The organism is Dendronalium phyllosphericum CENA369 (assembly GCF_016056275.1).
GTDB lineage: Bacteria > Cyanobacteriota > Cyanobacteriia > Cyanobacteriales > Nostocaceae > Dendronalium > Dendronalium phyllosphericum.
The window spans coordinates 1-13354 of the sequence record NZ_JAECZA010000102.1 but is presented as its reverse complement, the minus strand read 5'-3'; the positions used below and the strand labels follow the sequence as shown (position 1 = coordinate 13354).

The following is a 13354-nucleotide window of genomic DNA, read 5'->3' as shown; positions in this document are numbered from 1 at the left end:
GGGGCAAGGGGGAAAGTTAGAACTTGAAGTAAGCTAATCTGCCTTTAAGTTGCACTTCAGCATTTATTTGACTTGAATCAGCTTTACTGTACGAAGAAAGACTAGTTTGCTCAACAAACTTCTTTGCTGCCTCCAGTAGATACTCATAATAAGTACGAGCGACGATAGATAGCTGTTTGCCAGCTGGGTAGACCATGTACCAAGTTCGCTGAATGGGAAAGTATTGTACATCTAGAATGCTGAACTCTGCTGCATCTGTCAATAAGGTATGGCGAGATAAAACAGAAATTCCTAAACCTCCGGCGATCGCTTGTTTAATTGCCTCGTTACTACCTAATTCCAGCTTCACTTTTACTGTTAGCCCATGTTCGTCTAAAAGGCTTTGGATAGCACGGCGGGTTCCCGAACCTGGTTCCCGCATAATAAAAGGTTCGTTAGCCAAACGTTGTATGGGAATATTTTTCTCTTTCGCTAGTGGATGATTCACAGGTGCAAACACTACCAAAGGATTATCTAAAAATGGCTGGCAATTTACATCCAAATGTTCTGGAACTTGACTCATCACGTACAAGTCATCGAGATTATTCACCATCCGTTCTAAAATGCGTTCGTGGTTCGTTACTTGTAGCGAAATATCAATTCCTGGGTAAAGTTCGCAAAACGGGCCTAACAAACGCGGCACAAAATATTTTGCTGTTGTAATTACTGCCAACCGTAATTGACCTTGTTTTAGCCCTTTTAAATCTGCTACCTTCATTTCAAATTGGGCTATGGTTTCAAAAATCTGTCGGCAAGTAGCAAATAATTCCCGTCCAGCTTCCGTCAGATATAAGCGTTTACCCACCTGCTCAAATAATGGCAACCCCACAGATTTCGTGAGTTGTTTGATTTGCATAGAAACAGTGGGTTGGGTGAGAAATAATTCCTCGGCAGCACGAGTAAAGCTACCGTGCCGTGCTGCCGCCTCGAACACCTTCAACTGGTGTAGCGTCGCCTGGTTCAAGGGTGACTCTCCTCATAATAGCGATAGATATAAAACTACTATCACTGAACGCTTACTATGATGCTGTATCGCTCATACAAATTTATGAGCATATATATAGAGTTTAGTCTATCCTTGTTATTCAAATAAAGTTCTTTTATTTATGATATTAACCAGTTATTATCAAACAATAAACAAAGCGTAAGATGCCTTCCAGCTTAAAGATGAATGATGAATCCATTCACGATTCATCATTCATCATTCCATACCTCTTCTGTAACTTTTGCAGGTAGCTTGGCTAAATCCGGCAATCTCATTGGTTCTATTTCTGTAACAGGCTGTTTAATATTCATTGGCAACTTTAACGGTTGACGTTCTTCAATCCAGCAACTTGCTACAGGCAAGGTTTCTTCTAATTCATCCAGCGGTCGAGGAATTACCATCACCGCGTTCAACTCTCCAATCCGTTCTGCCTCAAACATTCCAGCTTCTACTGCTACTGCCACATTTGCCACAGAACCTCGAATGATAGCCGTACACAAACCCGCACCAATTTTTTCATAAGATGATAATTGTACGTCAGCAGCTTTGAGCATGGCATCACAAGCTCCGACCATTGCCGGAAATCCGCGTGTTTCTACTAAACCAATTGCTAAATTACTTAGGCGACTGTAATTCCCTTCATCAAGGAATCTACTGAGGCGATTAGTAATTGGCAGTACCACATCGAGATTAGGATAAGGTCGAGGAATCACCAAGCTAGAAATCAATTGACCAAACTGTTCGGCAGTTTGGACACCAGATTCTACCGCCAGACGTACATCGGCAATGCCACCCCGGACAATTGCAGTACAGTGACCACTGCCAATTTTTTCATAACCGACAAGATGAACTCCGGCCGATTTCAGCATCATATCGGCTGTACCAACTATGGCGGGAAAGCTGGCAGTGGATACTAAACCCAAGGCTGTGTCTCTGAGGTCGTCTCGACGACGCGATGACTGAACTGTGTTAATGTCCTGTTGATTATATTTTTCCATGTGAAATTTCCAAAGATACTCACAGAAAGGACGAAGCATAAAGAATGAAGATGGAAATTTGCCACTTCACACTTCATACTTCACAATTAACACTTATTCAGAGCGATCGTCAGAGATTGGCTCATTCAAAGATTGTCTATGGGGAAACAATGTGCCTAATAGCCTTTGTATGCTACTTTGCCCATAAATTTGCGTCCCGAAACTATTGGATGATTCTGTATCGGGCAGATTGGATTGTGATTCATTGACTTCAGTAGATGGTGGGGCTTCACTCAAGTTAGTAGAACCAGTACCATTATTGTCTTCTTCTACAGTAGAAGACTGGTGTTTCACTTCCAAAAAACCAGCCGAGAGGCTAGTTGAGGAAATCACTGGAGAACTTGCAGAAGCAGCAGCGCGCTCTTTGGATGGTTCTAGTTGTTTTTGGTCGGTAATTTGCCGACTATTGTCTCCTAATATCGATCCTGGTGGAACTACGACTCCAGGTTCAACCGAACAGTTGAAAACTGTTGTTGCTGAACCGATACAAGCATTTGCACCAATTTTGCCTTTGCCAACCATCAAAAAACCGGCTCCTAAGTTGGCTCCTGCTTGTATCTCTAGAGTTCCTTCAGAAACTTGGAGAATTGACCCCATACCAATACAGACACCTGGGCCGATAATTATCTTACTATTTGCAGCCGCTTGGAGTATCACGCCAGGTGCTAGTACCGCACTCGGATGAATAGTCACCTCGCCACTAATATAAGGATCGAAGTTGTTGTTGAGGCGCAGTGGCGGCACAGACATGAAATTTTCCTCGGAAGCCAGATGTAGTTCTGAGTGCTGAGTTACCAGTTGCTTGGTGACTCAGCACTTTTAACTCAGCACTACTAGGGACGTTGAATAATTGTTTCTAAAACTCGGCGCTTGGCTTTCGGGTCAATACCAATTAATCGCACGTATTCGCCTTGGTATTCAGCAAGGTATCCTTCTACGGCTGCGATCGCTTCTCTTTCAGAGTTAACCTGAATTTGACCGGTACTATTCCAAGAACCTGTACGGAACCGTCGTTGGTCTACGTGTTCGATACTGATTTTATAGCCAGCACCCAGTAATTGCCGCACTTGGTCTACTACTTCAGAACTCAAGCGGGTACTGGTAGCTGTTGCAGAGTAAGCACTAGAGGTACTACTATATGACGATTTTTGGCTACTAGATGACGATGATGATTTTTGGCTACTAGATGTAGATGGTGCTACTTGACCGTTGGGGCGTTGAATAATGCTTTCCAATACACGACGTTTAGCTTTGGGGTCAATGCCAATTAAACGTACATATTCGCCTTGATGATTGCTGATACAGTCTTCCAAGGCTGCAATTACTTCATTTGTGGAACTAGAGTCAATAGGGGCACAACTTTGCCAGGAACCTGTACGGAAGCGACGCTCGTCTACGTGTTCTGTGCCAATTTTATAACCACCTGCCAACAATTGGCGGATTTGCTCTACGGTTTCACCATTGATTTGGCCGTTGCCGGAGCCGTTACCGTTACTGCTGTTATAACTCTTGTAATAACTGCCATTGCTATTACTAGCGGGTGCTTTAAAGTTAGCATTTGGTTGTTGAACTGTACCATCTGGGCGTTGAATAATGGTTTCTAACACGCGCCGTTTCCCATTGGGGTCAATACCAAACAGACGGACATACTCACCGCTATGGTCTCTCAAACAGGTTTCTAAAGCTGCAACTGCATCATTTACCGATCTCGATTCAATCGGCTTACAACTAGTCCAAGAACCTGTACGAAACCTTCTTTGATCTACGTGTTCTGTGCCAATTTTATATCCTTGTTCTAACAGATAGCGTATCTGTTCGATAGTTTCTGCACCCAAACCATTACTCGCCACTTCACTACTCCTTTCTAACTCTAAAACAGTCAGACCATTACTTGTATAAGATTTAGCATTTTCATCGCGAATGGGTGCAATACACTTGCTATCCGCAGCACACTGATAACCAGCTCGCAGTGCCTGATTAATCCCAACCACATGATGAGCAAATTGCCGATCCTGAGCTTGCACATCTGGCAAGCGATCGGCTTGTTGCTGGCTAGTAATTATCGCTCCCGAAGGTACATATTTACCTGGGGGAACTTCTACGTCTTGGATCAAAGCGTGCATCATCACGATGCAACCTGCACCCACTCTGGCATTAAATACCGTAGAGCGAAAGCCGATGAAGGAATTTTCCCCAACATAAGCCGGGCCATGAATCAAAGCCATATGAGTGATGGAGGCATTTTTGCCAATCCATACCGAGTAACTGTCGCCATCATCACCAACTACTCGACCTTGCTCTAACCCATGAATGACAACACCATCTTGAATATTAGTACTTTCACCAATATAAAAAGGTGTGCCTTCATCCGCTCTAATCGAAGTTCCGGGAGCAACGATTACATTTGCACCTATCCGCACGTCCCCAATAATATTGGAAAACGAATGTACAAATGTGCTTTCATGGATTTTTGGTTCAGCTAAATTCCTCGACCACGGGGTTGGGGGAGCCGCCGTGCTGCGGACTGCCATTGCGAGATTCCTCCTGTATTGTTAGTTGTCAGTTGTTAGCTGTTTAGTTGTTTTGCCATTGACTACTGACCACTAACCACTGACTATCGATATTGATCTTTTTTGCTGTAAATCAGGCGATCTTCCAAATGAATGGTATCAATTATCGCCACCACTGCCGCATCCAAGGGACGCTGTTCGTTACCAAGTATTTGACGAGCGGCACTGCCACGAGTGACAAGCACCCACTCATCTACTCCCGCTCCCACACTATCTGCTGCTACCTCGTATTTTTGCAAGAAGTTTCCTTCTTCATCTACTAATTGCAACAAAAGTAGTTTCACACCTCTTAGACTTGGCTCTTTTTGCGTGCTAACTACTGTGCCACGAACTTTGGCAATTTGCATTTAATTACGGTCTTCTACCAAAGGGACGAATTGCATTGACATTTTCCCGGAACTGCTCGACATCTTCTGTATAACGAATTGGCAGCACGTATTCCAGGTTCTCGTGAGGACGAGCAATAATGTGAGTAGATAGCACTTGTCCGCCATTTACTCGCTTGACTGATTCAACTCCTGCTGCAACTGAAGCTTGTACTTCGGAAACATCACCCCGCACGATGACTGTAACCCGACCGCTACCAATTTTCTCGTAACCTACTAAGGTAACGCGAGCAGCTTTTACCATTGCATCAGCCGCTTCCACTACTGCTGGAAAGCCTAGCGTTTCAACCATTCCTACTGCAATCGACATTAGTTCTAACCTTTAATAACGTTTCTAGACTTGGACGAAAGTGGAGCTTCAAGAAGGCAAACCCGTTAATTACTTTGTTTATCAGCTTTTAGGTGCGGAACTGTTCCACAGCTTCTGTGTAACGAATCGGCAAGACGTACTCTAAATTTTCATGTGGACGGGCAATGATATGAGTAGATACCACTTCACCACCATTTACTCTTCTAGCGGCTTCAATGCCAGCTGCAACTGAAGCTTGCACCTCAGACACATCTCCCCGGACAATTACGGTTACCCGAGCGCTACCAATTTTTTCATATCCTACCAAAGTTACACGCGCGGCTTTCACCATCGCATCAGCAGCTTCTACTACTGCCGGAAAGCCCTTAGTTTCAATCATCCCAACTGCAATTGGCATCGCAGAACTCCTAAAAAATTAATCCAATCAGTACTGTGGTTTGAAAAATTTGACGGGTAAGCTCATCTTGAGCTACAAAAACACTTCCAAATTAAGCATAGGAAAGCTTGGCCTTCCTGGCAATATAAATTTCTATAATAGTTTATAATAAAATAGTTTTAAAAAACTTAACAAAAATTTATACCAGCGTTCTACTCAATCAAAGTTCGTTGATTCCTAGAGAAGTCCTTTATGCTTTATAATTTCTTTATTACATTTACAAATCGATATTCATAACCAAGGGTAATTTTGTCTATGGAGGGGCGATCGCAGGCTGTAGATCCTTCTATACCTATCTTTCCTAAATTTTGCTATTCCTAAAAAAACTGCGTGAAATATACATAATATTTTCAAATATATCGTATAAAGTCCGCTGTTAAAATGTGAAATAGAAATTTACAAATAGCCAGGATGTAAACGAAGTAAATGCTTTTAAATATGTAAAGTTATATTTAATTAAAGATTAATAGACTAAATTAAAGTAAAAATGCTCATTCAAGTTTAATCGTAAAATGTTTAAGAAATAATGGATTATTAGGAAGTTTTTTTTAAGTTAAAAAAATTGTTATGAAGCTGTTTAACAAAATCAAGGCTGAGTCGTTAAGGGAAATTTAGATGAATCAGTTTCTATTTGTAACAAGTTGGTGGGTGCCTTTTTATAGCTTAATGGGCGCACTTTTAACCTTACCGTGGGGAATAGGAATAATTCAGCGCACAGGGCCCAAACCTGCGGCATATTTAAACTTGTTGACAACCCTTTTGGCTTTTGTCCATAGCTTATTTGCATTTAACGAGATATGGGATAGAGAACCAGCAAAGTTACTGATTACTTGGTTTAAAGCTGCGGATTTAGATTTATCCATTAGCTTGGAACTATCGCCAGTCAGTATTGGAGCAACAGTTTTGATTACGGGCTTAAGTCTGCTGGCACAAATTTATGCCTTGGGTTACATGGAAAAGGACTGGTCGTTAGCGCGTTTCTTTGCGCTGTTTGGGTTTTTTGAAGCAGCCCTAACTGGTCTAGCCATTAGTGACTCTTTATTTCTCAGCTATGCTCTTTTGGAAGTACTGACGCTTTCGACTTACTTACTGGTAGGATTTTGGTATGCTCAACCGCTAGTAGTGACGGCAGCGCGTGATGCCTTTTTAACCAAGCGGGTTGGAGACTTGTTGTTGCTAATGGGTGTAGTAACACTCTCCACCTTTGCTGGTAGTTTGAACTTTTCTGATTTATATGAATGGGCGCAAACAGCTAATTTAAGCCCAGTGACATCGACATTTTTGGGGTTAGCCTTGATTGCAGGGCCAGCAGGTAAATGTGCCCAATTTCCCCTACACCTGTGGTTAGATGAAGCAATGGAAGGGCCAAACCCCGCCTCAGTTTTGCGAAACTCATTGGTAGTAGCGGGTGGTGCTTATGTAATATATAAACTTCAACCAATTTTAGCACTGTCGCCAGTTGCATTGAATGCTCTAGTAATTATGGGTACAGTGACAGCAGTTGGCGCAACATTAGTGTCCATAGCTCAAATTGATATTAAGCGATCGCTATCTCATTCCACCAGCGCATATATGGGATTAGTATTTCTGGCAGCGGGATTGCAGCAAGGCGGCGTAGCTTTGATGCTATTGTTAACCCATGCGATCGCTAAAGCACTGCTATTTATGAGTTCTGGTTCAGTAATCTATACTACCAGCACGCAAGACCTCACAGAAATGGGTGGATTGTGGTCGCGGATGCCAGCCACCACCACCGCCTTTGTTGTTGGTTCGGCTGGGATGGTGACACTGCTACCACTAGGCAGCTTTTGGGCAATGCTGTCATGGGCTGACGGCTTTGTAAATATTAGCCCTTGGGTAATTGGAGTTTTAGTATTAGTCAACGGCTTAACAGCATTGAACTTGACTAGGGTATTTAGATTAGTTTTTTGGGGAACACCGCAACAAAAGACCCGCCGCACCCCAGAAGTTGGATGGCAGATGGCATTCCCAATGGTATCACTGACTGTACTAACTCTGTTATTACCTCTGATGTTACAGCAATGGTATCTACTACCCGATTGGAGCAGTATTAATTGGTACGTAGCGTTATTATTGCTTGCTTCTACCGTAACCGGGTTAACCATAGGCTCTACAGTTTATTTGCACAAAGCTTGGTCGAGATCCAGAATCCTGGCGTGGAGGTTTATACAGGATTTGCTAGGTTACGATTTTTACATAGACCGAATTTATAGCCTGACCATAGTGAATGCAGTAGCGCTGCTATCTAAAATATCAGCTTGGAGCGATCGCTATTTAGTTGATGGTCTAGTGAACTTGGTTGGATTTGCCACGATCCTCGGTGGGCAAAGTTTGAAGTACAGCATTTCCGGTCAATCCCAAGGATACATGTTGACTATCCTCGCGGTAGTCAGCATTCTGGGTTTTTTCATTAGTTGGTCATTAGGCCTACTAGATAAATTACCTTTCTAACAGTGTGGCTGCAATTAAAAATTAAAAGTGCAAAATTAAAAAATTATATTCTTCATTTTTAATTTTTAATTTTTAATTTTTTACCTAGATTCTATCTATGCTTAGTGCTTTGATTTTAGTACCGTTGTTCGGTGCAGCTTTAATCGGTTTCTGGCCTTCTAACATCAGTGGTAAATTTGCCCGTACAGTAGCTTTAGTCATTGCTACTATCGCTTTCTTATGGTCAGTTTTCATAGCAATTCAGTTCGATCCAGGAGAAGCTAATCAACAGTTTGCTGAGTCTTTATCTTGGATTGATGCTTTGGGCTTAAACTATAACTTAGGGGTAGATGGTTTATCTTTGCCCTTACTAGTTTTGAATGGACTGTTAACTGGTATCGCCATCTACAGTAGCGAAGAATCTCTCAATCGTCCGAAATTTTATTACTCTTTGATACTACTGTTAAATGCTGGGGTGACTGGAGCTTTTCTAGCACAGGATTTACTACTATTTTTCCTGTTTTACGAACTAGAATTGATTCCTCTATATCTATTAATTGCCATTTGGGGCGGTACAAGACGGGGTTATGCTGCTACAAAATTTCTAATTTATACAGCCGTTTCCGGAATCTCAATATTAGCAAGTTTCCTCGGAATAGTTTGGCTGAGTGGCGGTTCTAACTTTGCACTAGAAAGCTTGAATACCACAACTTTACCTTTAGCGACACAACTTTTACTACTAGCAGGGATTTTAGTAGGTTTTGGAATTAAGATTCCCTTGGTTCCTTTCCATACTTGGTTGCCCGATGCTCACGTAGAAGCTTCAACACCAATTTCTGTACTATTAGCTGGGGTGTTGTTGAAGTTGGGAACTTACGGCTTACTGCGGTTCGGCATGAACTTGTTGCCAGAAGCTTGGCATTATGTGGCTCCTTGGTTAGCAATTTGGGCCGCGATCAGCGTATTGTATGGTGCATCCTGCGCGATCGCTCAAACCGATATGAAAAAAATGGTGGCATACAGTTCCATTGGACACATGGGCTACGTGCTGCTAGCTGCGGCAGCTGCTACACCTTTAAGCATATTGGGTGCTGTCCTGCAAATGATTAGCCACGGCTTGATTTCAGCAATGCTGTTTTTACTGGTCGGGGTTGTGTATCAAAAAGCTGGCAGCCGAGATTTAGAAGTCCTTCAAGGACTACTAAACCCAGAACGAGGTTTGCCAGTGATTGGTAGCTTAATGGTTGTAGGAGTCATGGCTAGCGCTGGTATACCGGGAATGGTGGGTTTTGTTTCCGAATTTATTGTTTATCGGGGCAGTTTCCCAATTTTTCCAGTGCAAACTCTACTGTGCATGATTGGAACGGGTTTGACTGCTGTTTACTTCTTAATTCTGATGAATCGCGCCTTCTTTGGCCGCTTGTCTGCACAAGTCACCAACTTACCGCGCGTGTATTGGAGCGATCGCCTGCCATCTGTAGTACTAGCCGTGCTAATTGTGATTTTTGGCATCCAACCTGCTTGGTTAATACGCTGGACTGAACCCACTATTACAGCAATGGCAAGCGTGCAAAACGTAGTAGCAACGGTGTCCTTAGACAAGGCAAAGGGCACTGGGGATTAGGAACTGGGGACTGGGGACTAGGAAAGACTGGAAAAAGATGAAAGGGTAAATAGCAAAGCAATAGTTCTTCCCATTTTCCAATCCCTAATTCCCAATCCCTAATCACCAATACCCAATCCCAAATCCCCACTTTTGGAGAACTGACAATGGTAACTCTTAAAAAGAAGCAAAAAAAGAACCCTTTATCTGAGTATATTGAACGCTTACAAACAGGAGGAACGTTATTACCGGATACTCCAGAAAATGTGCTGGAAGTAGTGGGGATTCTGAAAAGTTATGGTGTAGTTTTAGATGCCTACTCAAAGAACCTGATTTATATAGCCGATCATCAGTTCTTAGTATTTTTTCCCTTTTTTAAATATTTTAATGGAGAAGTTTCTTTTGCAAAATTACTCCGCCATTGGTGGCACGACCGAATTAATTTTGAATACGCCGAGTATTGCATGAAAGCTATGCTTTGGCATGGTGGTGGTGGATTAGATGCTTATTTGGATACAAAAGAATTTCAAGAAAGAGCGCAAGCAGTTATTAAAGCAAAATTTCAAACAAATCCGCTCGTATTGGGAGTTAATGAACTATTCCCAGACTTCTTAACCGAACAATTGCGAGTTTCTGCTTATTACAGCGGTTTAGGTCAGTTTTGGCGAGTAATGGCTGATATATTTCTCACCTTATCAGACCTCTACGACGAAGGCGAAATCAAATCAATTCCTCAAGTTGTAGACCATATCAAAGCTGGGTTAGTCGCAGATGCAACAAAGCCAATTACCTATGCTGTGAAAATTCGGGATAAAGTCTATGACCTCATTCCTAAAAACGTTGGTTTAACCTTTTTAGCAGATACAGCAATACCTTATGTAGAAGCAGTATTTTTTAGGGGAACACCTTTCCACGGCACAGTTTCATACAATGCCCAAGCATATCAAATTTCCCCAGATCAAAGTCGATTTCAGTATGGGGCACTTTATGCAGATCCTTTGCCTATTGGTGGTGCTGGTATTCCTCCCACATTGCTGATGCAAGACATGCGTCATTATCTGCCAGAGTATTTGCACGAAGTTTATCGTCGCAGTTTGCGGGGTGAAGATGATTTGCGAGTGCAAATTTGTATCACTTTCCAAAAATCGATGTTTTGTGTGACAACAGCAGCCATTTTAGGATTGATGCCTCATCCTGTAGATACCCAAGATTCATCAGAGCAAGAGGCGAATCGAGTTTATTTAGAAAAGTGGATGGATCGGTTACAAACTTCGCGGTTGTTAGATGTGAATCAATAAGCGATCGCAGTTTCTCTGTAAGTCAGAGCGATCGCTCTCTAAATATTCTCTACATAGTAAACCAAAGACTTAGGCTTCTGGTTCAACGCCGAGCGATCGCAATTGAGAAGTCAAGCGATCGGCTCTTTCCTCACCAGTCAACAACAAATTACCTTGCAAATTCCACCAGCGCAGCCAAGGTAATTCCATATTCTGATATTCTCCCTGCCATATACCTAACTCAACACCTAAAGGATGTATGGGATAATGTCCCTGTTCGTTGGCTGGTAATAGCTGATACTGTCCTTCAATCAGGTGGTAAACTTCCACGCTGGCTTTACTCACTTCATAAATGCCGTAAAAAGTTGGATGAATCACCTGCTCGTAAATCCAAAATTTACCTTTCCAAGGAGTTTTATCTCGTTCCTCACTCCCATCGCCAGAAACAAATTCTAAGGCAATCAAGGGGGCAATAAACTCTCGCCACAATACATAAGAGCGTCGCGTTTGTCCATTGAGCGTAAGCGGTACATTCGGTACAAAAAACCAATCCGGTGCTTCTGCTCCTTTTTCTGGAGGATCGGTTAAGCGCCAGTATATGCCTAAGTCCTGGCCAATACAATATTGCCCATCAGGATGACGTTTTTGCAATATCGGTTTAATAGAGTCGGTTAGTAGAATGCTTTGCGGATGTTCTTGCCAATTTTTCACAAAAGTACCATCAGACTCTGGTAGCTGCGTATGGTCTGGGAATGGGGTAAGTTCTTCAGTGGATGGGTTAGTTGCAGAGGTCATAAGATTACCTTTGCAGAGGTAAGGGTTGTTTTTTAGTTTAGCAATCAAAAGGCGAAAGGGCTTACCATAAGACATCACACTTCACTGCTACGCTAAACTGATAGCAACGAGATAGTTGCAGTCATGTCTGTTGTCCAAGATTTAGAAACCCCAGAAGATGTTATATTTCCCCCAGGAGATTTATATAGTGACGAACCGCCTTTGGAAAGCGACTTACATCGGTTACAAATGACACTGTTGATTCAGTGTTTGGAGTTGTGGTGGAGTAGCCGCAATGATTTTTATGTGTCTGGTAATATTACAATTTACTACAGCCCTCGTCAGCTCAAGTCAGAAAATTTTCGCGGTCCAGATTTTTTGGTAGTGTTGGGGACAGAGCGCCAACCGCGTAAAAGTTGGGTTGTTTGGCAAGAAGATGGTAAGTATCCCAACGTTATTATCGAACTGCTATCAGATTCTACAGCCGCAACAGACAGAGGCTTAAAAAAAGAAATTTACCAGAACACCTTTCGCACTCCTGAATACTTCTGGTTTGACCCCAATAATTTAGAATTTGCTGGGTTTGTCTTGGTAGCTGGTAAGTATCAACCATTGGAACTCAATGCTCAAGGTTGGTTATGGAGTCAGCAGCTAGAGTTGTATTTAGGAATTCATCAAGATAAATTACGCTTTTTTTCGGCGGAAGGTGAATTAGTTCCCACACCAGAAGAAGTAGCATATCAACAGACGCAACGCGCCGAACAAGAAAAACAACGTGCCGAACAAGAAAAACAACGTAGCGATCGCTTGGCTGCAAAACTGCAAGAATTAGGCATAGATCCCGATTCTATTTAGTGTATTAAACTTCTGGTTCAACACCGAGCGATCGCTTTTAATATCCGACACTAGATGCTAAAGAATATACAACTAAAAAACCTCCAGCCATATTGCATAGCTGGAGGTTTTTGACTTTGGTTATTGCGTTAAAATCTGACGGATTAAAATACTCATTACCTCATCGGGGTTTTCGGTTGGTAGTAGTTGACTCCAATCCCCGACACTTGCATAGCCAATCACCTGCAAAAAGTGAATTGTACCAGTGACGGCTTTCGGAGAACCAATCAATATATGTTTAATTGGTTCTCTTTTTGGCAATGGCTTTTGAGGAGATTGCTTGAGGGTGGGTACATCGAAGTCTTCACTAGGCAAAAACTGTTGTGACTGTACTTGAGGGAACTCTTGATTATCGTCGAAGTTTTGTACTTGTGTCATGATGATAGTTGACTCCTAATACGGGGTTGAAAGAAAGGCGATCGCGGACTTTGCTAGAGGGGCGATCGCCTTTCTCATAATTAAAATACTAAAGTATAATTTTATACTTGTCAACTATTAATTAAAAAAATAATTAGGAAAAAGCTTTGCCCATAGGGACTTCCAAATAAATAAATATCCCATCGCTATTGAAGCTGGGGGAGCTGGGGAGGCT

General features: G+C 42.3%; 13 protein-coding genes. 4 read left to right on the top strand and 9 right to left on the bottom strand.

Annotated features, from left to right (window positions below):
* Positions 1–16: 16 nt before the first annotated feature.
* The 7 genes from I8752_RS19160 to I8752_RS19130 all read right to left on the bottom strand — a co-directional run bounded on the left by I8752_RS19160 (position 17) and on the right by I8752_RS19130 (position 5724).
* Positions 17–1003, bottom strand: a complete 987-nt coding sequence (locus tag I8752_RS19160) for a LysR family transcriptional regulator (protein ID WP_214433891.1) — start codon at positions 1001–1003, stop codon at positions 17–19.
* Between the two features lie 230 nt (positions 1004–1233).
* A complete protein-coding gene (locus I8752_RS19155; protein ID WP_214433890.1) occupies positions 1234–2022 on the bottom strand; it encodes a BMC domain-containing protein in 789 nt (262 codons plus the stop codon).
* A 93-nt stretch (positions 2023–2115) separates the two neighbouring features.
* The gene (locus tag I8752_RS19150) at positions 2116–2811 is read right to left on the bottom strand and encodes a transferase (RefSeq protein WP_214433889.1); all 696 of its coding nucleotides are present in this window, start codon (positions 2809–2811) and stop codon (positions 2116–2118) included.
* An 83-nt stretch (positions 2812–2894) separates the two neighbouring features.
* A complete protein-coding gene (locus I8752_RS19145) occupies positions 2895–4592 on the bottom strand; it encodes a ribulose bisphosphate carboxylase small subunit (RefSeq protein WP_214433888.1) in 1698 nt (565 codons plus the stop codon).
* A gap of 83 nt (positions 4593–4675) precedes the next feature.
* A complete protein-coding gene (locus I8752_RS19140) occupies positions 4676–4978 on the bottom strand; it encodes a EutN/CcmL family microcompartment protein (RefSeq protein ID WP_214433887.1) in 303 nt (100 codons plus the stop codon).
* A gap of 4 nt (positions 4979–4982) precedes the next feature.
* Positions 4983–5327, bottom strand: a complete 345-nt coding sequence (locus I8752_RS19135; protein WP_010995041.1) for a carbon dioxide-concentrating mechanism protein CcmK — start codon at positions 5325–5327, stop codon at positions 4983–4985.
* Between the two features lie 88 nt (positions 5328–5415).
* A complete protein-coding gene (locus I8752_RS19130; RefSeq protein ID WP_010995042.1) occupies positions 5416–5724 on the bottom strand; it encodes a carbon dioxide-concentrating mechanism protein CcmK in 309 nt (102 codons plus the stop codon).
* Between the two features lie 654 nt (positions 5725–6378).
* On the opposite strand from I8752_RS19130, the gene I8752_RS19125 reads away from it, so the two are divergent.
* From I8752_RS19125 to I8752_RS19115, 3 genes are all read left to right on the top strand, one after another.
* Positions 6379–8235: an NAD(P)H-quinone oxidoreductase subunit F gene (locus I8752_RS19125; RefSeq protein ID WP_214433886.1), complete on the top strand. Its 1857-nt coding sequence runs from the start codon at positions 6379–6381 to the stop codon at positions 8233–8235.
* Positions 8236–8332: 97 nt separating this feature from the next.
* A complete protein-coding gene (locus I8752_RS19120) occupies positions 8333–9838 on the top strand; it encodes an NADH-quinone oxidoreductase subunit M (RefSeq protein ID WP_214433885.1) in 1506 nt (501 codons plus the stop codon).
* Between the two features lie 146 nt (positions 9839–9984).
* Positions 9985–11115 carry a CO2 hydration protein gene (locus I8752_RS19115; protein WP_214433884.1) on the top strand — a complete coding sequence of 377 codons (1131 nt, stop codon included), beginning with the start codon at positions 9985–9987 and terminating at the stop codon, positions 11113–11115.
* A 69-nt stretch (positions 11116–11184) separates the two neighbouring features.
* On the opposite strand, the gene I8752_RS19110 is transcribed toward I8752_RS19115, so the two are convergent.
* The gene (locus tag I8752_RS19110; RefSeq protein ID WP_214433883.1) at positions 11185–11889 is read right to left on the bottom strand and encodes a Uma2 family endonuclease; all 705 of its coding nucleotides are present in this window, start codon (positions 11887–11889) and stop codon (positions 11185–11187) included.
* A gap of 123 nt (positions 11890–12012) precedes the next feature.
* On the opposite strand from I8752_RS19110, the gene I8752_RS19105 reads away from it, so the two are divergent.
* Positions 12013–12723 (top strand): Uma2 family endonuclease, encoded by a 711-nt coding sequence (locus tag I8752_RS19105; protein ID WP_214433882.1) that lies wholly within the window; start codon positions 12013–12015, stop codon positions 12721–12723.
* 120 nt (positions 12724–12843) lie between these two features.
* Here the strand turns inward: I8752_RS19105 and I8752_RS19100 are convergent, their stop codons facing one another.
* The gene (locus I8752_RS19100; protein WP_214433881.1) at positions 12844–13140 is read right to left on the bottom strand and encodes a hypothetical protein; all 297 of its coding nucleotides are present in this window, start codon (positions 13138–13140) and stop codon (positions 12844–12846) included.
* Positions 13141–13354 lie beyond the last annotated feature (214 nt).